This is a genomic window from Paenibacillus sepulcri (assembly GCF_042647105.1).
GTDB classification, from domain to species: domain Bacteria; phylum Bacillota; class Bacilli; order Paenibacillales; family Paenibacillaceae; genus Paenibacillus_Z; species Paenibacillus_Z sepulcri.
Window position 1 is genome coordinate 1,728,540 of record NZ_JBHRUP010000001.1, and the last position, 25,390, is coordinate 1,753,929.

The window sequence follows — 25,390 nt, forward strand, 5'->3', positions numbered from 1 at the left end:
TGCTGCATGCAGGCAGGCGGTTTTTGTTGTGTATAGGCTTAAAACCCGATCCTTGGAATCTCCTCGGCTTCTTCGCGGGTCGGCTCCAGCCGCCCGTCCGCAATCCCGTAAATGCGTCCATGGGTTGCGGCGACCCGGTCGGTAAAAGGCTGATAAGGCCGATGGCAGACATCGACGGCGCCAATCTGGAAGTTCTCTCCATCGAAGCGGCCCAGCAAAGCCTGGTCATTCAGAATAAAATAATGTACCCCGACGAGATCCGTCATGGCGGCCGCATGCTCCACATAATGGCTGTACGCCTTGCCCCGCTCCTCTTGGTTCGTTACGCCGCGAAGACCTGTTGCCAGCAGGCCGGCGTCAGGCGCTCCGAAGTGAAATTCACCAATCATGACAGGCAGCCCGGTAAGTGCTGCGATCTCGTGAATTTCGTCTGCATCGGGCTTCATTTTGTAGCAGTTTATCGAAAACACGTCGAAATGATGGCTTCCCTTCAACAGCTTCGGGGATGAAATCCATGCGTAGCGCATGCCGAGATTCAAATGGTTCGCATCCGCTTGGCGGCATGCCATGGACGGGATGGCATTATATTCTTCGATCATGAGCTCCGTAAACAGATCGAGATCCTCCGCTGCGCCTGCCAATGCAATGACTGAATCAGCTTCGAACGGCTGCAGCAGCCCGTCGAACGACATGAGTGCCGTTCCCCATGCCTCGTTGAGCCGGCTGATCTCACCTTCATAACGTTCCGACAGGAACCGGATCAGCTCCCGCTTGCTTTCGAAGGCAGCATCCAGTTCCAGCAGCTTCGCCGCCAGATTAACATCGCCTGCGAATGCCCAGAGCGGTTCATTACGCAGGAAATATCCGATCAGATACGGATCGTCCGCGTATGCTTTCAACTGCTCTGCAAACTGCTCAGCCCCAGCGCGGAACTCCTCGCTGAACACATCCGGAAAGTCGCGAAAGATCGACCGCTGCGTCATCGGAAAATGTTCCAGCGGCAGCACATACGGCATCGCCGCCGCCCGGATGAACGCCGGATCGGACCAATTGCCCACCGTATTAAAGCCCCATCCCAGCAGCCGGCTGCGGGTGATAAGCGCCCAATCCTCGTACCATGTGCGCCCGAAGGAGCGGATCAAATTGGCAACGGCATAGTTGAAATAGCGGCCGTTCATCAGATCGCCCCTCCCGTCGGTCACACTCCATGCCTCCGCATAATCACCGTCCTGCGGCGGCAGCCGGCTAAGCAGCGGCTCCATGCCGTCGACCTTCATGGACTCGCCGGGATTGACGCAGTCCATGCCGAGGCTGTAGAATGCGGAGCCGTCCGGATCGACCAACCACCACCTCCTGCCGTCATGCTCCGTCCGGAAATAGCCGGACGCCGCGAACATCTTGCCCTTCCAGCCGCCGAACCGGCTTCTCTCCGCAGCTGTGCTGGCTGAACTGCTTTCCCGTTCGCTCTGCAGATAAGTGGCGAGCTCAACCGGATCCGCGGTTTTCCCCGGCCAGCTCTTGCGCGAATACTGTCCCAATTCGTCCACAAGGCTGATTGGCTGCAGCTTATAATCGGGCTCCGCGATAGATAGATGGACGTTCGACACGTTAAACGTCCAGCCCTTGACGGAAGCGAGCGTGCCGATTGCAAACGCTGCGACCTCAGAGCGCTTCAAGCCTTCACCCGAGACAAGCGTCTTCAGCTTGCCCGGCGTCCGCGGCAGGAACACGGCTTGAGAATCGAGCGCGTCCAGCGGGAATGCGATGCGCGTCAGCACACCCGGCAGCACGCCCGTGAAAGATTGCAGCGACGGCTCCCCGTCTATGCGTTTATAAAATTCAAGCCCGAGCCCAAGCACTTCATCCTGCTCGTGATACACATCCATAACAAGATAATGCGCCGTCTCCCAAAGCTTGCGGCCGCTGTGCGCGACGGAGAATAGTTTCCGCCCGCCTGCGGGGCCGATTGTAAATTTCTGGTCGCCTGCAAGCAGGCCATTTTCTCTGCTGCCCATTTCGCTTTCGCCTCCCGCGTTTATGAATTTCACATATACCGCAATTGCAGCCTTTGGTACCATAAAGACCCGGCCATTGGAATGACCGGGCTTGCTGTCCGCCGCATTTGCTGGTTACTTGCCGCCTACGGCTTTATACCACTCGTTGGCTTCGGTGTATATTTTGTCGCCGCCGTTCTTGTTGTAGTCCTCAACGAACTTATCGAACGCATCGATGCCAAGCTCCCCGTAGACGATCTTGCTGAAGATTTCCTTCTCAAGCTTCTCCAGGAATTCGCGTTTATCCTTCATCGTAGGCGTCGCGGAACCCGTAAACATATTCTTCATGGCGATATCCTTCTGGTCGACGACGATCTTGGCTGCCTCGAGGACAGCTTCCGGCGCCATTTCCTTCTGCAGCTTCTCGAACGTCGTTGAAGGCTCTTCGCCCGAGGCGATCTTCGCCAGCGCGTTCATGGAGAGCGAAGGAATCCGCGCTCCGTCGAACGTAAGCGTATATTTATTGGTTGCGAAGCCGTTTTCCCCTTCCTTCAGAACCACTTTCTTGCCGTCTTTCTCATCCCAGTCATAGCCCTTCGACAAGCCGTATTCGAACTCGCTGCCTTCTTTCGGATTAGCGTAGTTGTCGAACAGATAGTTCTGGTATGTGAAGAACACTTCCGGATTCTTCATATCCTTGTTGATCAACACCACGCCGTTGTTGTTTGGCGTACCGTGGCGTCCGGCTTTGCCATCCGGTCCGGCCGGGATCGCATACGCCTTATATTCCGCACCTTTTACATTCTTCTTCACATCTTCAAGCGGCCACGAAGGCATCCAGTGCGGACCTGCTACAATACCTGCTTTGCCGGCAGTGAACGCTTCGGTCGACTTCGTTTCGTCCCATAGTCCGGCTTCCTTCGGAATGTAGCCCTTCTTCATCCAGTCGCTTAATTTCGTCAGACCGTCCTTCATGGCAGGATTGATCGAGCCGTACGAGATACCGCCCTGACCGTCGGAGTTCCACTGGTTCGGCATTGTGCCGTAAGCGCCGAAAACCCAGCCCGCATCGCCCATCCATGTATTCAACCAATTCTTGAAGCCGATCGTCAGGCCGAAGGTATCCTTCTTGCCGTTGCCGTCCGGATCATTGTTCGTGAAAGCTTCCAGGATCTGTTCAAGGTCCTCAATCGTCTTCGGTGCCTGCAGATTCAGCTTTTTCATCCAGTCCTCACGGATCCAGAGCACCGGGTCGCCGTTGTATGCATAGTCCAGGATCGGAAGGCCCACCCGCTTGCCATCGCGCATATACGGGTACCATACAGTAGGATCCTCGTTCATAGCGTCCTTCCAGGTCTGGGAGGCATACTTGTCAAACAGCTCGCCCGCATCCTGGAAACGGCCGGAATCTATGAGGTCGTCGACCACGTCTGCCGTAGTGCGCAGCGGCAAAATATCCGGGAACTCCTGGTTGGCGGACAGCGCCAGACGGAGCTTTGTCTTGAACGCATCGTTCGTATCCACTACAGTCCACAGATACTTCAGCTCGATGCCGAGCTTCTCTTTCGCCCATTTAGTGTGAACGTTGTTCTCCATCGACTCGCCGTCTTTAAACTTCACCTCGGCACCGATGCCCCGCACCACCGTAATGGTGACCGGCGGATCGAACTTCCCGTCTTTTATCGGTGCACCGCTCTTGGCCGGATCCGTATCCGCGCTGCCCGTACTTCCCCCGCTGCCGGAAGAGCCGTTGTTGTTTGAAGAGTCGTTATTGCCGCCAGTGCAAGCGGCCAAAATGCCGATCAGCACGGTAACCAGTACAAGAGCAATAGATTTGCGCAGCTTTCTCATCGTGGTTCCTCCTATAACGAAATTAATGATAACAATCAAATTGTAAGCGATTTCGTAAAGGGCGGACAGAAAAAGGTATTAACATCCATACAACTTTGTTAACTTCTTGAAAGCACTTCCATTTAAAAAGCAGATCATTATATTATCTGTTAAAAACATGGATATTGGCGTCAAAGGCCGGCGCGTGGATAAGGGTGAACGGGCGAATAGATTCAATCTTCGCTCCTGTTACAAGACAAACCCCTCCAGAGAGCGCTCTTGCGAGTCACGGTCTGCTTGGAGGGGTTTGTTCATGTGTCAAAGCGCCCAGTTCAGATAAATCAATTCACTTTGGTAATGCGATTCTCGGTTTTGGCGGTAATCAGCCCGCCCGGGAATTTCGTTTTCACGTATGTGATCGTCGCATCTAGGTCGACAGGACCCGCCTCGCGGTTCGTTCCTTTGACGAGCAGCGTATAGCTGTCGCCCCCGGTTGCCATAAAGTCGTTCACGACGATTGTATAGAAAGCCGCGTCCTCCAGCGGGGTACCGTCCGCTTTTTTGATCTCGATAATCTTCTGGCCGTCCGGCTTGCTGTCATCATAAGAGTACGTGAACCCGGATACTTGGCCGATCTTTGTTCCGGTCTCACCCCACTGCTGATTCAGCAGTTCTTTCATCTGGCTTCCGGACAGCGTCATTTTCACAAGCACATTGCCGAAAGGCTGGATGCTGAACATACTGCCGTACGTGACGGAACCTTCCGGCATGTCGCTGCGGATACCGCCGGAGTTCATAAACGCGAAATCCGTCTTCATCGCCTCGCGCATGCCGTCCGCAATCAAGTTGCCGAGCGCGGATTCACCGGATGCTGCCGCGGTGCGGGTGATGGCTGCGTCCGTTTTGCCGACCGGCGCATTCATGACCGGCGCGTTCAATTCCTGGTAGTCCTTGATCATTTTCGCGATTTCGGCATCCGGTTCGATGCCCTCTTGTTTGACATCGACAACCTCGCCTTTGGCCAGCACGATATCATGCGTGGCGCGGTCGATCTCCAGATCGATGTCGGAGAAGGCTGTGCCGTACGAGTAAGCCTCGATGACCAGCTTGCCGTCGATCACTTTGTTCAACCCGCCATGGTTGTGGCCTGCGAAGATGACGTCCACTTCGTCGTCCACTTCGTTGGCCAAATCGACGACTTCACCGGTCGGCGCGTCGGCGCTGCCCTCAAAGGGATCATGGGCCAGAATGACAATCGCTTCAATGCCTTTAGCCTTTAATTCCGCAACGGCCTTATTGACCGCCGGGGCCTGTTCGATGAAGGTCAAGCCTTCGATGCTGGATGCTTTGACAATCGTAGGCGTGATGTTTGTTACGACGCCGATAAAACCGATTTCGACCCCGCCGACTTGTTTGATGACATAGGCGTCAAGGAGCGGTTTGCCATCCTTATCCATGACATTGGCCGCCACGTAAGGAAAGTCCGCTCCGGCAAAATCTTTGCCGGATACCGGATTCTTGCCCCCGTTGATCAAACGCAGCGCTTCCTCTGCGCCCCTGTCGAATTCGTGGTTGCCCACCGTACCGGCATCGAAACCCAGTCGATTCAGGAAATCGATGGTCGGTTCGTCCTGCAGCAAAGCGGAAACCGGAGCGCTTGCGCCTACCGCGTCGCCAGCATGCACGAGCAGGGTGTTCGGGTTAGCCGCTTCGCGCTGCTTCAGATAGGCGGCCAGGTAATCGGCTCCGCCGAGCGTGGCGGTAACGTTCCCGCCGGCATCCTTCACTGTCTTGCTATAATCCAACTGGCCATGGAAATCGTTTATGCCGAGCAGTTGGACGGAGACGTTGCTGGTCAGAAGGCTGATCACTTTGGCTGCTTCTGCACGCGTGGCCGCCGCTTTGGGGTTAAACTTGCCGCTGCTGCCGCTCATCACGCCGCGTTCGACGGTTATGTCGACGCTTGCGCTTGCCCCGGCACTGATGGCCGAACCGTCCGTGAATTTCGCTTCGCTTTCCGCTTTAAGGGTCTTCCCTGCCTTCAGATTCAATGCCCTGCTGATCATAATGGCCATTTGCTCGCGGGTAATGGTTTGATCCGGGGCGAACCGGTTTTTGGTAATGCCGCTGACAAGACCGTTCTCCGAGGCGGCCGCCACCGCGCCGGCATACCAGGCCGATGCAAGGACATCCTTGAATTTCGTTTTACTTTTGGCGGTCAATTTCAACGCTTTAACCAGCATGGATGCAAACTGCGCCCGGTTTACCTTGGCATTCGGATCGAATTCCGCGCTGCTTGAACCCGAGACGATTTGTTTGGAAGCAAGCTCGTTAATCGCGGAATACGCCCAGTGCGACGAGGGTACGTCCTTGAACGTATTGCTTACATCCAGGGAAAAGAGGCCGAAGCCTTTGTCATCCGTCTTGTTCAAATAACGGATGTTGGGCGACGATTTTACGTACTCGGCCGCTTTCGGAGAAGACGTAATCGTTACGTTCACTTCTCCGAAAATCGGCGCAATCGACCAGTTGTTATCGCTCGAGGGATCAATCGATTTCTGCGATGAAATATAATCCATCAAAATTTGACGGTTCTCATCGGGCGAGTCGATGACGTATCTGCTTCCTTTCACGCCCGGGAAGCTGCCCCCGCCTCCCGCACGGTAGTTGTTAGTTGCGACGAGGAAATCCTGATTCGGGTCGATTGGTTGGCCGTTATAGTTTAATTGGACGATCCGGCTGGAATTGGCGTCGTTGATCGTGCCGTCCGGTTTATATTTGGCCGGCTTCGTTACGTCGATCTGGTACGACACTCCGTCGATGACGTCGAAGTTATAGACCGGGAATGATGGGTTGAGCAGCGGCTGCTCTTCTTTCTTGTCCGGATCGATCTGATTGAATTTGCCCGCGGACATTTCGAGCCATTCCTTGACGGCTGAGCCTTTCACCAAAATCACTTTTAACGTGTTGTCATACAGGTAAAGGTCGCCTGCGCTCTTGATCGCGAGAGGGCCGGCTTTAATTTCCGTAAACTCGTCCGGACCGTTGCGTCCCGCTTTGAAAGGCGCGCCAACGGACAGGATCGGCGTGTTTTTATACTGGGGCAGGTTTTTCTGCACATAATTCTCGACGTACCACTTTTGCGCATTCGTTACGATTTGGATGGAAGGGTCGTCCTGCACCAGGGAGAAGAAGCTGTGGATCGGCGCGGTCGTCATCCCGATCGGGCTGTTCGCATATTGAATGGCCGCTTCATGGTCGGCCTTCACCGCTTCAACGACAGCAGGCTCTGCTTCAACCAGCGGCTTTTGGGCCGCAGTATCGTAAATCGCCTTTGTGGACGATTGGGAAGCGGCCACCTTCCACTTGCCGGCCTGCTTTTCCAGCGTCAAATCAATGATGCCAAGGTTGTTCCCGCCGTATCCCGCTTGCACCGCAGGCACTCCGTTGATCGTTCCTTTGGTGTTGTCAACGCCCGGAAACACGCTGCCATCCGCGTCCTTGAATAGCGGGTCTAGCGATTTATCGTCCACCGCAGGAAAAACCTTGTGGGTGTGGGAGAACGTAATGGCGTCGATACCCGCCACTTTGCTCAAGGGCAGCACGGCATCCTCTGCATCTGCATATGCTTTGGCGGATCCGTTGAAGCCCGTGTGCGCCAAGGCGATGATGAGATCGGCTCCTTCAGCGCGCATCTTCGGGATGAATTTCTCGGCCGTCGCAACAATGTCCCGGGCCGCAACATGGCCTTCGAGCCATGATTTGTCCCATTGGGTAATTTGCGGCGGAACGAAGCCGATCACGCCGATTTTCAGGGTTTGCTCCTGTCCGGACTCGTCTACCAACGTTTTGGTGACAATTTCATAGGGATCAAAACGATTGACGTCATTGTCCGGATTGCCGTCTTTGTCGTCCATATACACGTTCGCGTTAACATAAGGAAAGTTGGCGCCCTTCACGGCTTCATCCAAATAATCGAGTCCATAGTTGAATTCATGATTGCCCAGTGTGGCGGCATCATACCCCATGAGGTTCATTGCTTTGTAAACGGTATGGACTTCGCCTGCTTTCAGCGGAGCGACAAGCGCCTTGTAAGTACCGAGCGGGGTTCCTTGAATCAGATCGCCGTTATCGACCAAAAATGTATTTTTTGCTTCCTGGCGGGCGGTTTTGACCAATTGGGCCGTTTTGGCCAAGCCTACCGTGTCTGAGGGGGCATCCTTGTAATAATCGTAAGAGAGAATATTCGTATGAATGTCCGTCGTTTCCATGATTCTCAGCTTTAAAGCCGCGGTGCCCGGCTCAGCCGCTGCCATAATCCCATTAAATGGCAGGGCTATCAGGCTCACCGTCAAAGATGAAATAATGAATAATCTGCTTAATTTCCTCCTCTTGATCCGGTTTTTCATATGCTGCCTCATCCTCTCATGTTATGCATGCTAACATTTTTATCATAAGGGAAAAGGTGGATGGATTACTAGAATTAAGTTTTTAAAACTATTAAAAAATAAATATAAACGATATCAGTGTATGCTTGAAAAGTTGCAATCTGGCCAAGCATTCGCTGCAACGCAATACCAATACGAATTGCATACACTCCGAAACGCAGCACAAGCACAAAGACGGCCGGGAAACCCTCAGTCGAGGACTCGCGGCCGTCTTTATATTTTTAGTGAACAACTTGGCTGCAATTACAGCTTCTTGTCATCAACACCGCTCAGCCAATTATCGATGTCCCCCATGACTGATACGACACAGCCGTCTTCGAACGGGGATATGAGACCGGCCACCTTGACGAGCTCCAGGAACGACTTGCTTCCGCCCTGCTGGCACAATTTCAGGTAATCGGCCCAAGCGGCTTTGTAGTCTTCGTTCATCCGCTTCCAGAATTGGAACGCACAAATTTGCGCAAGGGTGTAATCGATGTAATAAAACGGCGAGCGGAAAATATGCTGCTGCTTCTGCCAAAAACCTCCGCGTTCCAGATAGTCGTTTTCATCGTATTTGCGGTGCGGCAGGTATTTCTTCTCAATTTTGCGCCATGCTGCTTTGCGCTCGTCCGGCGTCGCATCCGGATTTTCATAAACGAAATGCTGGAATTCATCCACCGAAACGCCGTACGGAATGAATTGCAGCGAGCTCGCCAGATGATCAAAACGGTATTTATCTGTATCCTCCTTGAAGAACAGCTCCATCCACGGCCAAGTGAAAAACTCCATGCTCATCGAATGAATTTCGCACGCCTCATAAGTTGGAAACCCGTATTCCGGCACCTCGTAGTGGCGGCTCTCAAACACCTGGAAGGCATGCCCTACTTCATGCGTCAACACGTCGATATCTCCTGAGGTACCATTGAAATTGGAGAAGATGAAAGGAGCTTTGTAATCCGGCAAATACGTGCAATATCCGCCGCTTTGCTTGCCTTTCTTGCTGACCAGATCCATCAGCCCGTTATCCAGCATGAAGGTGAAGAACTTGTCGGTTTCCGTAGACAGCTCACGGTACATCCTCCGGCCGTTCTCCACGATCCAGTCGGGATCGCCTTTAGGCTTAGCGTTACCCGTTTTGAAACTGAATCCTTCGTCGTAATATTGCAGTTTATCGACGCCGATCCGGCGGAGTTGACGCTCTTTGAGCTTAGTGGTCACCGGCACCATATATTGGGCCACTTGATCGCGGAAATTTTGAACCATCCCGGCATTATAATCCGTACGGTTCATCCGTGCATATCCGAGCTCGACAAAATTGCGGTAGCCCAGTTTCCTGGCGATTTTGGTACGCACTTTGACCAGATCGTCATAAATGCGGTCCAATACCTGTTCATGGTCCGCCATGAATTGATATTTGGCGTCCGATGCCCGGTGCCTCATATCCCTGTCCGTCGACAATTCAAACGGCGTCAACTGAGCCAGCGTCCGTTCTTCTCCTTCGAACGGGATTTTCGCGGATGCGATGAGCTGGCTGTACTCCGTGGATAATTTGTTCTCCTGCTGCAGGTCTTCAATAATTTCAGGGCTGAATGTCTTGAGCGACATTTCCGCCAGACGGAACAGCTGCCCGCCCCATTTGGCTTCGAGCTCCTGACGGAATTTCGACTGGGTTAACGCACGATAGTAATCCGTTATGTACTCTTGAATAACCGGATTAATTTCATCGAAATAATCTTGCTCGGCCTTATAAAATTCGTCTCTTGTATCTACGGAATGGCGAATGGAGACCAGCGTCTCCTGTGTGTTGTACTCGTTGCGCAATTGATTGATGGACTCCATCACCTGGTTTTGTTGTGCTGCGCCTTCAGCCTGGTTGAACGATGCGAGCAGTTCCTTAAAACGCTGTTCAATCTTTTTCACGTCTGGACGTTCATATTGATACTCATTGAATGTCATGAATCCGACCATCCTCTCTGTTCGTGCCTTTTATTGACTATTACTCATCATACCCCAACCGAAATACATTTTTCCATGTCGATATCGGCCTGGATTGCCCCACAGAACCGCTCCTTTATCGGGATCTTGAACGACTGTCCAGAAACGTTTGGTAGTTCAAATAATAGCAATCTATCCATTTCTGAAAAGTGCCAATATAACCGGTTTCGAAGTCCCAAGGATCCTTAATTCGACATTTAAGGAGGAATCGGGAACGAAATGAATCGGCCTGAGCTGCAGAAAGGACAGGCGAATGATTACCTTCTACCCTCCCTGATATATTCATCCCTTTGCAGCTCAGGAACTTCAACCTGGACCGTATCCGGATACTTCACTCCAGCTCCGGTGTTTAAAGCAACAACGGTCTCTTCTTCTCTGATCCATCCGTTCTTTCTCAAAATTCTTGCGGCTGCAAAAACAGCAGCGCCTTCCGGGCAAATAAAAGCGCCTTCCATTGAGGCTATTCGCCGCTGCTCTTGCAAGATACTTGGATCATCAACAGCAATAGCGCAACCATCCGTCTTATAGACCGCATCCAATACCAAAAAGTCACCAAGGGCTTTCGGCACATTGATTCCGAATGCAGCCGTTGTTGAATTTTCCCAAAATTCCGAGACGGCCTTTCTTTCTTCCCAGGCTCTGACAATAGGCGCACATCCGGCTGCCTGAACAGCGACCAGACGAGGGAGCGGACCCTCAATCCAGCCTAAGGCCAGCAATTCCATCAATGCTTTATATATGCCAATAATACCTACTCCGCCGCCGGTTGGATAAAGAATGACGTCAGGCATTTTCCATCCCATTTGTTCAGCTATTTCAAGTCCCATCGTTTTCTTGCCTTCAATACGGTAAGGTTCCTTTAAAGTCGATGCATCAAATAAATTAAAATCCTTAACCGCCTGTCCTACAATCCTGCCAGCGTCGCTAATTAACCCATTGACCAGATATAAATTTGCCCCTGAAACCGCGCACTCATTTCTTGTAATCTTAGGGGCATCGAGAGGCATCACAATGATAGATTTAATGCCCGCTCTCGCTGCATACAGCGCCCATGCGGCACCGGCATTTCCATTCGTCGGCATAGCCAGCTCTTTAATTCCCAGTTCCTTTGCTTTAGAAATACCAACAGCAGCCCCTCTTGCTTTGAAGGTTCCGGTTGGTATAATGCCCTCATCCTTCATAAACAGGTTGGGGATAGCAACCGATTTACCAAAATTCCGCATTGGAATTAATGGCGTCATTCCCTCTCCCAATGAAACAATGTTCTCTTCCTTTAGTACTGGGAGTAATTCGTGATACCTCCAAAGATCAGCTGGTCTTCCCAATAAATCCTTTGGTTTAAACTCCTTTTTCAATTCATCCAGATCATAGCTGACCAGTAAAGGCGAACCGCATGTACACAGTTGATGTTTCTCATGCAAATCGTAGATTTTATTGCACTTGGGACAGTTAAGGTGGGAAACATAGCTAAACTTCATTTATCTTGCCTCCATTTTTAAGTCATTCATCGTAGTAGAACCATTCTGTACGAATGGTTTATTAATTTAAGAGTACAGGATGAATTCCTTTTATGGAATTAAAATTAACTAATCGGACTGCCGCTATTGAATGCAGCGCAGCCTGAGCCCTTAGTACCTTTACGGTATCCGAGCTTAGGCTGCGGTTGAGTGGAACGATCAGCACAATTCCCTGATTATTTTAAAAACTTTGGAGGCTTCCGGTGATGGGTAGCTTGCTCATAGGAATACGCTAATTTAATAAGAATCGGCTCACTGAATGCTTCGGATAAGAATGAAATACTTATTGGCAGCCCATCCGATCCAAACCCCGTCGGTACCGAAATAGACGGATAGCCGGATAAACTGGCCAAATTGCTGCTGCCAGGCGCCTGTCCGCATTTATAGCTTGCGTCATTTACTCCCGGAAGGGGCTGAGCGGTACAACCGCTTGTCGGAAATACAACGGCATCCAGATCATTATCTTTCAATAGTTGATCAATGACTCTACGGAACGATTCCGGACCGTACTTCAATGTGGCCTGGTAATAAGGATCCTGAAGTCCCCCTGCAGCCTCTGCTGTCTCCAGCCGTCCAAGCACGTTAGCATTTAGAGGCAGATTATTTTTTTCTGCATCCGAAATGATGTCGGACAATGTTTTGAACGGCAAAGCATTGCCCCTGGTTTTAAAATAATCTTCAAGCTGCCATTTAAATTCCAAATCTGAAATGGTGCTGTAGATTTTACCGGATACGTCAATCAGGTCCTGCGGGATTTTCAAGGAATCCACAATTACGGCCCCTTGTTTTTGCATATCTTTGATGGCGGCATTCACCGATTGGTCCACCTCCGGATTGGCTCCGAAATAATTGCGTAAAACTCCGATTCGTGCTCCCTTTAGCCCGTTCTTTTTCAAGAATGGCGTGTAGTCTTTATATGATTTTCCAATACTTTGGTAAGTCGCCGGGTCGTCAGGGTCGGCTCCTGCCACAACGCCGAGGACGATAGCGGCATCCGCGACGGAGCGGGTCATAGGTCCGCCGACATCAAACGTCAGGGAAAAGGGAATAATTCCGGAACGGCTTGTAAGCCCCAAAGTCGGTTTTATGCCCACGAGTGCGTTGCTTGCAACCGGTCCACGTATGGAACCGAGCGTGTCCGTGCCCATGCCGACCGCAGCCAAATTTGCGGCCACAGCCGCACCGGGACCGGAGCTGGACCCGGAAGGACCGCGATTCAGTTTATAAGGATTCAATGTTTGCCCGCCAAGCGAACTATATCCCCCGCCCGCAGCTCCGCCATGCGCCCATTCATCCAGGTTCCCTTTGGCCAGAATAATCGCCCCGGCGTCACGAAGTTTTTTCACCATAAACGCATCCTTAACGGGGAGTGTGTCTTTAAGAGAAGCGGATCCGCCTGTTGTCGGTATATCCGCGGTATCATAGTTGTCTTTCAATATGACTGGAACCCCGTGCAGCGGTCCTCTGGGCCCCTTGGTTTTCCTCTCCTTGTCTAATGCAATAGCAGTTTCCAGCGCATGCGGGTTCACCGTAATAATGGAATTTAAATGAGGACCTGCTTTATCGATTTCACCGATTCTTTTCAGATACAAGTTTACAAGAGCTTCCGAGGTAAGTTGTCCCGAAGCTAATGCTTTCTGAATGTCTTCAATCGTGGTCTCCTCGATGACAAACGTTTTTTTGGCCGGGGAGCTCCCTTCGGCAATTATAGAAGCAGGAACAACCACAGCAAGCATAAGCAAGAATAAGAAGGCTATTCGCAAACTGTTCAACATTCTAATCATCTCCCTCATAGATAATCATTCTGACACTGCACCTTGAATACGTTGTCACTCCTCTCAATGTTAATTAAAGTAACATAAATTATAGTAATTTCCATACTAAATAATAACCTATTAATTTGCAATACTGTGAAGTCATTCCTCCAAACAATGCGCATCAGATAAAACGAAATCAAGATAAATCCCCAGCGCGAGCGGAATGAGCAGCAACTCTTCATCACTATGTGGTATGATTGGGTGTTCTTCTTTGTTCTCTTATGCTCCCAGATATATATATATTTATCAGGTTTAGCCATGTTAAATATTGCTTAATTACAAGAGTTGCGTCTATACTAATTGATGTAATGTTATATAACCTTACGTATATGGGAGGAAATCGAATGAAACCACTCATCAAAAAGAGTGCACTTCTTTTCTTGACCGCCTGTCTGTTCTTTGGAGTTATGCAGCTGCCCGTTTACGGCAAGAACTCAAATGTAAGCCTGCAGAAAGCCAAGCCTTTTATTCTCGAGGAAGCCACCGTAGAAAGCATCCATGCGGCATTTGCCAATAAAACGCTCACTTGCGCAACTCTGGTTAAAAGTTACCTTGATCGCATTAAAGCCTATGACCAGCAAGGGCCTGCCCTTCACTCGATCATTACGGTCAACCCCATTGCCCTGAGCATTGCGGCACAGCTGGATAAACAATACAAAAACAGCAAAGGCCGAGTCGGCTCGCTGCATTGTATCCCGATCATTCTAAAGGACAACTTCAACACGTATGATATGCCAACTACCGGCGGCAATGTAGCTATGAAAGATTCGGTACCGACATCCGACGCTTTCACCGTCGACAAAATGCGCAAAGCCGGCGCCATCATCCTTGCAAAATCCAACCTGCAAGAGTTCGCGCGTGGCGGCGTATCCATCAGCAGCCTCGGCGGTCAGGTTCTCAATCCATATGATCTGACCCGCACTCCCGGCGGTTCCAGCGGCGGAACCGGCGCTGCAATCGCGGCCAACTTCGGTGTGCTGGGGACGGGCAGTGATACCGGACAATCGATCCGTTCGCCGGCTTCCGCTAACAGTCTTGTGGGAGTACGACCGACGAGAGGGTTAATCAGCCGCGGCGGCGTCATTCCGAACAGCTTCACGCAGGACGAAATTGGTCCGATTGCCCGTACAGTGAAGGACGCGGCAAAACTGCTCGACGTCATGGTTGGCTACGATCCCAACGATCCAATAACCTCATTTGGTGTTGGCAAAACTCCCCCCGGCTATGCGGCAGGATTGAAGGCGAATGCTTTGAAAGGCGCGCGCATCGGCGTCATGACTAATCTGTATGGCAAAGAGGAGCGTCACGCAGAGGTTAATAAAATCATGGAGCAAGCGATCAAGACGATGGAAGCAAAAGGAGCGACCATTATCCGTTTCACACTGCCTGAATATGACACGTTGTCACCGATCGTCGGCACCTCCCAGTGGGAGGCCAACTCTGCAATGGAACATTACTTTTCCGAACTTGGCAATGACGCTCCTGTGAAAAGCTTCAAACAACTGGTAGATTCCAAAACAGCATCACCGGATATCCAGAAGACGCTGGAATCTGAGATTGCCGTACAAGACGGTCTGAACAATCAAACGTATAAGGATCGCACACTAAACCGTGACAAACTGCGCTTGGCCGTTTCTTCCAAAATGGCCTCGCTTAAGCTTGACGCAATCCTGTACCCGCTGCAGAAGGTGCTTGTCGCACCGGCAGGCCAACCGGATCAGCCGGAGCGAAACGGTACATTGTCTAATGGCACCGGCTTCCCGGCCGTTACGTTTCCTGGCGGCTTCAGCGCCAAGACGGCCAGCGCACCGCTCGGGATACCGGTCGGCGCAGAACTGCTCGGCCGCGATTACAGCGAGCCGCTGCTGCTCTCGCTCGCTTATTCTTTCGAGCAGGCAGCAAAGACGCGCAAAGCCCCACTCAGTACTCCAGCTCTCAAGTAAGCATAAACAGCCAACATTTGTGCTTACCAGACGGTTGTGCCGAAGGTTCATTTGATCAAGGAGGGTCAAGTATGCGCACTTTTAAATTCCCTGCGTTCAAAATTTGTTTGTCCGTTTTTTTGGCCGCAACTTTATTGCTTGCCCAAATATCGCCTCTGCAAGTTTCGGCAGAAGCTCAAACCCCGTTATGGCCAAGCCTGAAAACCGTTCTGCAACCCATTATCGATTCCGCTGCCAAACAGGGGATTCAAGTTTCGGTAGGCGTAAAAGATTTGAGCGGCACTTACGACAATCAGGAAATCCTGCTCGGCTCGCCGGATAAGTATTACGCCGCGAGCACGATCAAAATGGCAATTGTTGCTCTTCTGATGCAAGAGGTGGAAGCTGGCCGATTACGTCTGGAAGATAAGCTTACGGTCAATTCCGATGTCGTTGTCGGGGGATCCGGGACGCTGAAGAATGAGAAATTTCCTCAGGATATTACCATCGAGCGCTTGGCGCGTCTAATGATCGTCCAGTCGGACAATACGGCAACGAATGTACTCATCGATCTGCTTACTTTTGAAAAAATTAATGCCTTGATTGACAATTTGGGGTTTGATGTCATGCAGTTGGGACGAAAAATGCTGACTCCTGCGAAATCCCCTGCTGAAGATAACTATGTCAATGCGGCCGAACTGTTGGCGCTGCTGGATATGCTTTACAGCGGTAGTTTGGTTTCCGACAAGTCCCGCGAACAAATCATCACGTGGATGAAGGGCCAGGAGGTTAAAACCAAATTCGGCGCCGCCCTGCCTGGCAAGCCCATCGCTCATAAAACAGGCGAGTTGGGTGACGTTAGCCATGACATCGGGTATTTTCTGGAACCGGGCAAGGAAATCGCCATTGTCGTGCTTACGAAGATTACAAAACCGGAAGATGCCGGAAAGGCGCAAGAACTCGGCAATCCGATTGTACAGCGGGTTGCCAGGGCAGTTTATAACTATCTATTGGACAACCCGTCCCCTGCTCCGTCTCCGGACTCTTGGCCTGCCCTTATACTAACTGTAAGCCCGATCATTGAAGCGGCAGCGAAGAACGGGATCCGTGTATCCGTCGGGCTTAAGGATCTCAGCACATCACAGGGCAGCCGGGAGCTGCTGCTCGGCTCCCATCAATCCTACGCGCCGGCAAGCACAATCAAAATGGCACTTGTGTCCGCGTTAATGCAGGAAGTCGATGACGGCCAATTGTCGCTGGATCAGAAAGTAACCGTTGATCCCGAAGACGTCGTAGGTGGGACAGGCTCTCTCCAGAATGAGAAGTTTCCGCAGGACGTGACTATTGAACGTTTGGCCCGTTTGATGATCACGCAATCGGATAATACGGCTACCAATGTTCTGATCGATGCGGTCGGACTCGACAAGGTTGACGCTTTAATGAACCAATTGGGCCTGAAAGTGATGCATCTCGGGCGCAAAATGTTCGCAGCCGCACCAACGCCGGCTCAAGACAACTATATCGACGCATCCGATCTTGCCGCGCTGCTTGAGAAGATTTATAAAGGAGACTTCCTCTCCGGGAAGTCCCGCGATCAGATCATCACCTGGATGAAAGCCCAGGAGGTCAAAACCAAATTTGGCGCCGCTCTGTCAGGCTTGCCGATCGCCCACAAAACCGGAGAGAATGGGAACGTTACTCATGATTCCGGCTATTTCCTGATTCCTGGAAGGGAAGTTGCGATTGCCGTCATGACCGAAGTGACCACCACCAGCAGCTTCGACGAAGCACAAACCATAGGGAATCCGGTCGTTCAGGAGATTGCCAGAGCCGTCTATCATACGATAGCATTCGACTCCGTATATACGGACGTTAATGCGGGCCACTGGGCAAGAAGCTATATTGAAGCGGCTGCCGCAGCTTCCCTTGTCAAGGGGACATCGGAAAGCACATTCAGTCCTGAACGCCTGGTTACGCGTGCGGAATTCGTCTCCATGCTCGTCCGGGCATTTGGACTGAAGCCATCCATTGGCCTTCCAACATTTGTCGATGTCGCGGCTGACAGCTGGTTTGCTGCCGATGTTGCGGCAGCTCAGGAAACTGGAATCGCAAACGGCCAGACGGACCATGTTTTCAATCCTTCAGCCCCCATAAGCCGTACTGAAATGGTATCGATGATCATCCGTGCATATGAATATGAGAATGGGTCTGTTACGGGCTTTTTGGAGAATTTGCCGTACAAAGATATAAATCATATTCCGGCATGGTCAAAAAACGCCGTGCTAAAAACACAGTATCTGGGGCTCATTAATGGATATGAGGACGGCACTTTCCGGCCGAGCGGCAATGTTACCCGTGCCGAAGCCGTTAAATCCCTTGTTTATTCCCGGATTAAATAAGGCTGAAGCAACAGACAATGACCGCGCATCAGGAAATGCATGAGGATATACAAGCGGAGATGGCACCCCACTGGAAAAAGAACATGCAGTCTTTTTCCCGGGCGGAATGATGGCTCAGCAAATTTGTCATCCCGTGCACCAGCAAATGAAAAATGGCCGTGCCCGCATATTTGCGAACAAGGCCATTTTTCGTTTTAAGCAGATTATTTCGGATTGCCGTTCTCCGGCTTATCTCATAAATTGGAACCAGCCGAAATCGAAATGGCTTCCCGGCAAAAAGATGAAGGTTACTTTTTGGCTGCCCGTTATTTTCTCCAAGTCATATACCCGCTCTTCATATCCACCGGAATGCGTGAATTCGATGAGTTGATTGCTTTCGCCATCCTCGTTTGCGAACCGGATATGAATGGTATTTTTATCAATAGGCGATTGGCCATAGACGACAAGCTTCGCTGCGCCTTCGCTTGTAAAATCCATTTGTTCAAACTCCAGGGAAACATTATTCCCTATGCCTTCAACGCCATTATCCGTAATGGTGAAGGTATCACCATAGATACGGTCGCATTCCGCAGCGTTATTCCGCTCAAAGGCGCGATTCCATTTATCAAATGTGAAGCCCTTGATATGCACTTTCTTCTGAAGGACAAAACAAATCGAAGTGATACCCGTAAGTCTTTTGGACAAGCGGTATGTCGCCTCTTGATACACATTCCACCTGGATGCTTTTTGATATATGACATCGGCCAGTAATTCACTGCCCTCTGCCTCGGGATTTCCCTCCCAGATTTGCAGTTCATACGCGTCGCTGTTCAAGGCAAAAATTGGCATGGTGATCAGATCAGAGCCATAGGGGCCAAAGTCAATATTGCTGAAGCCTACCCGGGTTTCTCCGTCTCTGCTGGTCGCTACCCCTCTTTCATTCCCGTTTCCCACTTCGCCCTTACTGAAATCGTAAAGTCCCGCCGATATGAAGCCGTAAGGATCTTTGTATGCTGTGCCCAGACCGGAGGCCTTAAATTCCAGCTGGGAAATGAGCTTGGTCTTGTCGCTGCCGTTCCTGCTCATGCAGCGGACCCGAAACTCCCCGTCACCAAGCGCCGTGATCTTCGCTTCATGACCGTAAGCTTCTATGCGGGCAAGGTTGGATACGATCCCCGCCTCGTTCACTACGCTCCATTCCACCTCTTGATAAGAAGCATGTTCAGGATACAGATTTGCCCGCACAACCGCCTCTTGTCTTGATTCGTTAAACAGCTGTCCCGAATCGCTTACAATTTCAATTTTGCGCAGCGGGATTTCTTCCTTGCTTCCCATGACGCAGGGCAGATCCTGATTTCTCATGGCTGCGGAAATCCCCTCCAACGCTCCATCCATCGCCGGAAGCGACTTAAACTCTGCAGCACCGCTTTCCAGACCGGTCGAAGAAACCTCGATACGAATCCTGCCAGGCTCCAGCGAAGCCGCGATGATGGCCATCAGTTTTCCGCTGAACAGCCTTCTGCTTATCCCTTTATAGGGATCATAGTCCGTACTGTCTCCGTTATCCAGACCGATCAGGCGGCCTGCTCCCGTTACCTGTACATGCACCCGATTGTTCGCGTTCTCCACCGGATTGCCGTCCTCATCCTCCATGGTTATTTCCACAAATATCAAGTCGGTCCCATCCGCAATAAGAGTCTCCTTATCCGCATGCAAACCAATCCTCCTCGCATCGCGAGGGGATCTTCTGACATCCGTCGCAATGACATGGCCGGCTTCATCATAAGCGAGCGCTTTGATTTCCCCTTCTTCATAAGGGATCTTCCACCAGCCGGCAAGCTGCGTTCCATGCTCATGATCAATATCATAGGTTCCGATTGTAACGCCATTACACTGCAATTCGATCCTGGGCGCATTCGAGCATACGCGGACATCAATCATTTGACCGTTATTGAAATCCCAATAAGGAAAAAGATGAACCATTGGTCTTGTCTTGTAATCCGTCCAGGCCGCTTGATAGATGTAATAGGAATCCTTCTTGAAGGTAGCCGTATCGATCTGCCCGAAATAAGAGTTCTTGGTATGGTAAGGGGTCGGCTCGCCGATATAGTCAAATCCGGTCCATATAAACTGGCCAAGGGAAAAGGGGGTATCCCTTTCTGCAAGAATGCAGGCCTCTGCCGACTTTGCGCCCCAGCTTGTTGCGCTGTTTCCTAATGCGGAGCACTGCTCGTCGTCGTCGGCAAGAATCGATCTCTCGAACGGGAAGTGATAGATGCCTCTGCTTTGGACAACGGAGGCTGTCTCGCTGCCGTATATAATCCAATCCGGATGCTCCGCATGATGGCTTTGATAATACTTCTCCGCGTAATTGTATCCCGCAGCCTTCACGATATCCGCGCATTTTCGGGCATTCTCCCAGGGCATATAATTCGAGCCGATCGTAACGGCGGCGTTGCCTTTCGGATCATACCGAAGCACTTCATCCATAAGCATCCTCGTTACATCCTGCCCTTTTGGATCGGCATGGGTATCGTAAATTTCATTGCCGATGCTCCACATCAGCAGGCTCGGATGATTGCGGTCGCGCATGACCCAGCTTTTCACATCGATACGGGCCCAATCCTTGAAGAATCTCGCGTAATCATAAGTCGTTTTCGGTCTCTCCCACATATCGAAGGCCTCCGAGACGACCAGCAGTCCCATCTCGTCCGCCAGATCCATAAGCTCGACTGCAGGCATATTGTGGGCTGTGCGGATCGCGTTAACGCCCATATCCTTCAAGATGTTAAACCTTCTTCTGAGGGCGTTTAAATTAAAAGCCGCCCCTAAGGCTCCCAGATCATGATGCTCGCAAACCCCGTTTAATTTCATTCTTCTGCCGTTTAACTGAAGACCTTGATCGGGACTTAGTGCGATTTCCCGAAACCCGATATTCTGTGTGACGGTTTCGATCATTCCCGTCTGTTGATTCGCGTCCCCATCCGCTGCAGCCAGGTGCAATTCGGTTTTCAATTGGTATAAATGAGGCTCATCCGTGCTCCACAACAGCGGTTTATTTACCGGCAGCCTTACCCAATGATGTGCGGCAGGAACACTGCCTGCCGCGATTCTATCGGAGGCGGAAGCAATCACCTGGTCCTTGTACAGAATCGTATGCGCTAGCTGCGCATCCTGATCAAGATTCATTTCGGTTTCCACTTCCACCTGCCAGCTATCGCCATCCCGTTTGGTGGTTATATAAATCCCATCCGTAACAAGATGATTGCGGTCTCTTGTCTTCAGCCACACATTCCGGTAGATGCCGGCACCGGAGTACCATCTGCTGTTCGGGCTTTGGTGCACGACCTTCACCAGGATTTCGTTATCCCCGTCTGCGACCGCATCCGTGATTTCATGCTCGAATGACGAATATCCGTATTTCCATTCTCCTGCAAATTGACCATTCACATAGACGGTAGAGTCCATATACACGCCATCGAAGCATAACAGGATCCGGTCAGCGCGATTGGCAGAGGTAAATTTCTTGCGGTACCAGCCTATACTATTTTCATATAGATTTAACGTATCGTAGATCAGCCAATCGTGGGGGAGATCGACAGGCTCGAACTTCAAATCCGCGCTACCCGCAGCTTCCAGGCTGCTTTTGGCAAATTCCCATCCATCGTTAAACAATGTCTTCTTATTCACGGTTTCATGGCTTCCTTTCCGATTGCTGAATTTATCCCTTGGTCCCCGTAACCGCAATTCCTTCAATAAAATACCGCTGGGCGAACAAATAGATGATAATAATCGGTACCAGGGACATGGTGGTGGCAGCCAAAATAAGCGGATAGTCAGCACCGTTCACCTGTTGAAAATATCGAATCCCCATCTGGATCGTGTATAGATTTTCTTTGCTCAGGTAAATCAAGGGCTGAAGAAAATCATTCCATGACCCCAGCAAATTGAATATGCCTAACGTCACGAGCGCCGGCTTGGCCAAAGGCAGTACAATCCGAAAGAATATGCCGAATTCCGAACAACCGTCGATGCGGGCGGACTCGTTCAAATCATGCGGCAGTTGAATGAAAAATTGCCGGAGCAGGAAAACGCCGTACGGACTGAATAAATGGAGCAGAATTAACGCCCAATGGGTATTGACGAGTTCCAGATTCTTCATAATGGTAAATTGCGGTATCATAATCGCCTGGCCGGGAATCATCATCGTCGCCAAGTAGAGCAAAAACAATTTGCTGTTCCCTGGGAATTTCAGCTTGGCGAAGGCATAGGCGGCAAGCGATGCCGAGATCAGCGAACCGGCTGTCGATATTACCGAGACTTTAACGGTGTTCCAATAAAAAGTGCCGAATGGAATTTTACTCCATACGTCGCTGTAATTTGACCATAATGGCTGCGTGGGAATAAGCTGCATGGAATGCTGGAAAATCGTCGCCTGATTTTTAAGCGAGCCGGACAGCATCCATATGAACGGCAGGACGGTCACAATGCATACAACCAGAAGCAGGATATAGGTCGGAACGGTCCGTAGGACCTGTTTCTTGCCAAGACCCAATCTCTTTGGGCTTTCGCCCGCTGTCAGTTCCACAATCCGCGCTCCTTTCTATTCGATCAAGAATCTTTATGCAAAAGCGCCACTTTGTGGGGTTATCATTTAATAGGTGACCCAACGTTTTTGAACCCTTAACTGAATGAGCGTCAGGATCAGGATGATGACGAACAAGACGTAGGACATCGCCGAGGCGGCGCCGAAGCGATAGTTCAGGAAGGCCGAATTGTAAATGTAATACACGAGAACGTTCGTCGATCTTCCCGGACCGCCCTGCGTCATGGCCATCACGGTATCAAAGACCTGGAACGAGCCGATGACCCCTGTCACGGCGCTAAAGAAAATAACCGGCGACAAGCCTGGAAGCGTTACGTGCAAAAATTGCTTGAACCTGTTCGCTCCGTCCAGTTCGGCCGCTTCGTACAACTGACGGGGCACGCCCTGCAGGCCGGCAAATAAAATGACGGCGTTATAGCCGACGCTTTTCCAGATGCTGACCAGCATGACGGCCGGCAACGCCAGGGAAGTCGAAGCGAGCCAGCTTGGCGGATTGCTGACGCCGACAAACCGCAGAATCGTATTAATCGGCCCGTATTGCGTAAACATCGCAGCCCAGATAATGCCGACAGCGATGGAGGCCGTAATATTCGGGAAGAAGTAGAGAACACGGAACACTTTTATTCCCCGCACCTTCACATTCATTGCAAGCGCGAGCAGAATGGACAGCGCAATGGTGACCGGCACGGTAACGACCGTGTAATAGATATTATTCCGCAATGAAATGCCGAAGGTCTGGTCTGTCAACAAATCCCGATAGTTATCCAGTCCAATAAATTTGATTGGCGTTAATCCGTCCCATTTCGTAAAGCTCAAATAAAGCGAATCCAGAACCGGGTATAAAATAAACACGAGCAAGCCGATCAGACTTGGCGCCAGGAACAAGTACGCGATACTGTATTGTTTAAAGCGGAGCATGTCTTCCCCCTCTTTGCTGTAAAGTTACGGCTTTGGCAGCGCCCTCTGCCCGCGGACGGGCAGAAAACGGTTGCGGCAATTCAGTTTATCATTTGACTTCTTTTTTGATACGGTCCTGGATGTTCTTCATGGTTTGATCCAGCGACTGCGTCTTTAACAGATAGAGAGAAGATTCTTCTTTCACAATGTTGATTCCTTGATTGTACAGCGGATCCATCGGCACTTGACTCAGAACCTTGGTATCGTCCGAGAAGACGCTGACATGCTCCGGCGTTGTCACCTTGGTCAGATACGCCTGCTTCACGGCATCGGTGCTCCAGACCGTCAATAGTCCGTTGCCGGCCATGATTTTCGCCGCTTCCTCCGAAGCGATAAATTCAGAGAGCTTCTTCGCCTCATCCATATGGCTCGTCTGCTTGTTCACCATGACGGCGGCGAACGAGCCTGTCGTAGCCGGCTCCGAGTCTTTCCAATGCGGCAGCGGAGCGACATCGTAGTTCAGCTTCACGCCTTTCTGCTGAATGGCGTCGTTCAGCATCTGTACGGCCCAGTCGCCGTTCCACATCATGGCTGCGCTTCCCTGAAGGAAGCGTCCCGCAAAATCGGCGCCCGCATTGCCGACCAGGCTTAACAAACCGGTACTAACGACCATAAGGCCAACCAACAACGATAATGTAAGCCGTTTCATATTAAACCCCCATCTTTCGATCCCATAATCTTGATGTCGCGACCATCTGCGATTATTGTAACCGTTTTAATTTCCTATGGAAACGTGTTAACATTCGGAATAAGGAACAATTCTTCAGGTCTTTCCGCACCTGGCGAACAACCCGCCGATTCGCCGATAGAGCATTTCATGATCCAACTCCTTCAGAAAATTCAGGCATAAAAGAATAACCCTCCAATCACATTGGAAGGCCGGGAAGCCCCGTGCTGACTATCAACTTTGAATACTGCGGTATTCCGTCGGCGTCATTCCCAGAAAACTCTTGAACATTTTACTAAAGGATCTTGGATCCTTATAACCCAGATATTCGGATATGTCGTTAATCTTTATGGTCGGATCCATCAGCATGGTTTTGGCTTTTTCGATTTTTATGCGGGTTACGTATTGTATGAAGGTTTCCCCGCTTTTTTCCTTAAAGTATTCACTGAAATAAGTAGGGTTAAAATGAACATAATCCGCGACCTCGGCAAGCGTCAGCTGCTTCTGCAGATGAGTATTGATGAATTCCTTGACCAATTTAATGATCTTATGGTCGCCTTTCTCGTTTCCTTCGATCTGCTTGATATAGGAAAACCGGATTTGGATCGCATGCCGGATATGGGATAAATTGCTCAGATCATTCGATGTAATAGGTAAATCCTTATCGAAGCCCTGGATGCGGTACTTACTGAAAAAATGATTCGTAATCCGCAGGATTTCATCCACATACTCCGTGATGGTCATCCGATCGCTTAACAAAGCCTGTCCAACCTCTATTGCGCCAAAAACACGGTCGGCGTCAAACGAATCCAGTGCATTCAGAAGCTGGAACTCAAACTGCTGAAGATTGGCATGCTGTATATCGGAACGCATGTTGATGCTTAAAAAATCCTTCTTGAAGCTTGTGAAAACGGCCAGTATGTCCTTGTCATGAATGGGCTTTAATAAATAATCATACGCCCTTAAACGGAGCGCGCTCTGCATGAGGGCAAACTCGTCGTACCCGGTCAGAAAAACAACCGGAATCCGATAGCCCTTCCGGGTTAATTCATCCAACGTTTCAATGCCGTCCAATCCGGGCATCTTGATGTCGCAAAAGATCAAATCAAAGGAAGCTTGCTTGATCCGCTCGATCGCTTCTATACCGTTTGCCGCCTGTTCGACTAACCATTCGGGGCTCAGCCTCTCTACCATTCGAACGATTCCGGTACGAATCAGCCATTCATCATCGACCACCAATAAACGATGCATATCCGTTTTCTCCCTTCCCTTGGTCC

The 25,390-nt window shown here is 50.7% G+C and carries 13 protein-coding genes; 2 read left to right on the forward strand and 11 right to left on the reverse strand.

Annotated features, from left to right (window positions below; all coding sequences use genetic code 11):
* Positions 1-38 precede the first annotated feature (38 nt).
* From ACFOLF_RS07740 to ACFOLF_RS07765, 6 genes are all read right to left on the reverse strand, one after another.
* Positions 39-2,015, reverse strand: a complete 1,977-nt coding sequence (locus ACFOLF_RS07740; protein ID WP_210037870.1) for a beta-galactosidase — start codon at positions 2,013-2,015, stop codon at positions 39-41.
* A gap of 114 nt (positions 2,016-2,129) precedes the next feature.
* A complete protein-coding gene (locus ACFOLF_RS07745) occupies positions 2,130-3,845 on the reverse strand; it encodes an extracellular solute-binding protein (protein ID WP_210037871.1) in 1,716 nt (571 codons plus the stop codon).
* 320 nt (positions 3,846-4,165) lie between these two features.
* A complete protein-coding gene (locus ACFOLF_RS07750) occupies positions 4,166-8,233 on the reverse strand; it encodes a bifunctional 2',3'-cyclic-nucleotide 2'-phosphodiesterase/3'-nucleotidase (RefSeq protein ID WP_210037872.1) in 4,068 nt (1,355 codons plus the stop codon).
* A gap of 282 nt (positions 8,234-8,515) precedes the next feature.
* A complete protein-coding gene (locus ACFOLF_RS07755) occupies positions 8,516-10,210 on the reverse strand; it encodes a M3 family oligoendopeptidase (protein ID WP_210037873.1) in 1,695 nt (564 codons plus the stop codon).
* Positions 10,211-10,506: 296 nt separating this feature from the next.
* Positions 10,507-11,727 (reverse strand): threonine synthase, encoded by a 1,221-nt coding sequence (locus ACFOLF_RS07760; protein ID WP_210037874.1) that lies wholly within the window; start codon positions 11,725-11,727, stop codon positions 10,507-10,509.
* Positions 11,728-11,942: 215 nt separating this feature from the next.
* Positions 11,943-13,541, reverse strand: coding sequence for an amidase family protein (locus ACFOLF_RS07765; protein ID WP_210037875.1), 1,599 nt, complete (start codon positions 13,539-13,541; stop codon positions 11,943-11,945).
* 386 nt (positions 13,542-13,927) lie between these two features.
* Here ACFOLF_RS07765 and ACFOLF_RS07770 point away from each other — a divergent pair, with 386 nt between their 5' ends.
* Positions 13,928-15,526 carry an amidase family protein gene (locus ACFOLF_RS07770; RefSeq protein WP_210037876.1) on the forward strand — a complete coding sequence of 533 codons (1,599 nt, stop codon included), beginning with the start codon at positions 13,928-13,930 and terminating at the stop codon, positions 15,524-15,526.
* 71 nt (positions 15,527-15,597) lie between these two features.
* Complete coding sequence (locus ACFOLF_RS07775; RefSeq protein ID WP_210037877.1) at positions 15,598-17,904, forward strand: serine hydrolase; 2,307 nt, start codon at positions 15,598-15,600, stop codon at positions 17,902-17,904.
* Positions 17,905-18,132: 228 nt separating this feature from the next.
* On the opposite strand, the gene ACFOLF_RS07780 is transcribed toward ACFOLF_RS07775, so the two are convergent.
* From ACFOLF_RS07780 to ACFOLF_RS07800, 5 genes are all read right to left on the reverse strand, one after another.
* Positions 18,133-21,573: a glycoside hydrolase family 2 TIM barrel-domain containing protein gene (locus ACFOLF_RS07780; RefSeq protein ID WP_210037878.1), complete on the reverse strand. Its 3,441-nt coding sequence runs from the start codon at positions 21,571-21,573 to the stop codon at positions 18,133-18,135.
* Positions 21,574-21,604: 31 nt separating this feature from the next.
* Positions 21,605-22,471: a carbohydrate ABC transporter permease gene (locus tag ACFOLF_RS07785; protein WP_379114028.1), complete on the reverse strand. Its 867-nt coding sequence runs from the start codon at positions 22,469-22,471 to the stop codon at positions 21,605-21,607.
* A 66-nt stretch (positions 22,472-22,537) separates the two neighbouring features.
* Positions 22,538-23,407, reverse strand: coding sequence for a carbohydrate ABC transporter permease (locus ACFOLF_RS07790; RefSeq protein ID WP_210037879.1), 870 nt, complete (start codon positions 23,405-23,407; stop codon positions 22,538-22,540).
* 88 nt (positions 23,408-23,495) lie between these two features.
* A complete protein-coding gene (locus ACFOLF_RS07795; RefSeq protein WP_210037880.1) occupies positions 23,496-24,095 on the reverse strand; it encodes an extracellular solute-binding protein in 600 nt (199 codons plus the stop codon).
* Positions 24,096-24,347: 252 nt separating this feature from the next.
* A complete protein-coding gene (locus tag ACFOLF_RS07800; RefSeq protein ID WP_210037881.1) occupies positions 24,348-25,364 on the reverse strand; it encodes a response regulator transcription factor in 1,017 nt (338 codons plus the stop codon).
* Between the last annotated feature and the right edge of the window lie 26 nt (positions 25,365-25,390).

Excerpts from the sequence above, each read along its gene's own strand:
- ACFOLF_RS07800 (WP_210037881.1), bottom strand. The coding sequence starts at position 25,364 with ATGCATCGTTTATTGGTGGTCGATGATGAATGGCTGATTCGTACCGGA.
- ACFOLF_RS07740 (WP_210037870.1), bottom strand. The coding sequence starts at position 2,015 with ATGGGCAGCAGAGAAAATGGCCTGCTTGCAGGCGACCAGAAATTTACA.
- ACFOLF_RS07795 (WP_210037880.1), bottom strand. The coding sequence starts at position 24,095 with ATGAAACGGCTTACATTATCGTTGTTGGTTGGCCTTATGGTCGTTAGT.
- ACFOLF_RS07755 (WP_210037873.1), bottom strand. The coding sequence starts at position 10,210 with ATGACATTCAATGAGTATCAATATGAACGTCCAGACGTGAAAAAGATT.
- ACFOLF_RS07775 (WP_210037877.1), top strand. The coding sequence starts at position 15,598 with ATGCGCACTTTTAAATTCCCTGCGTTCAAAATTTGTTTGTCCGTTTTT.
- ACFOLF_RS07760 (WP_210037874.1), bottom strand. The coding sequence starts at position 11,727 with ATGAAGTTTAGCTATGTTTCCCACCTTAACTGTCCCAAGTGCAATAAA.
- ACFOLF_RS07765 (WP_210037875.1), bottom strand. The coding sequence starts at position 13,541 with ATGTTGAACAGTTTGCGAATAGCCTTCTTATTCTTGCTTATGCTTGCT.
- ACFOLF_RS07770 (WP_210037876.1), top strand. The coding sequence starts at position 13,928 with ATGAAACCACTCATCAAAAAGAGTGCACTTCTTTTCTTGACCGCCTGT.
- ACFOLF_RS07750 (WP_210037872.1), bottom strand. The coding sequence starts at position 8,233 with ATGAAAAACCGGATCAAGAGGAGGAAATTAAGCAGATTATTCATTATT.
- ACFOLF_RS07745 (WP_210037871.1), bottom strand. The coding sequence starts at position 3,845 with ATGAGAAAGCTGCGCAAATCTATTGCTCTTGTACTGGTTACCGTGCTG.
- ACFOLF_RS07790 (WP_210037879.1), bottom strand. The coding sequence starts at position 23,407 with ATGCTCCGCTTTAAACAATACAGTATCGCGTACTTGTTCCTGGCGCCA.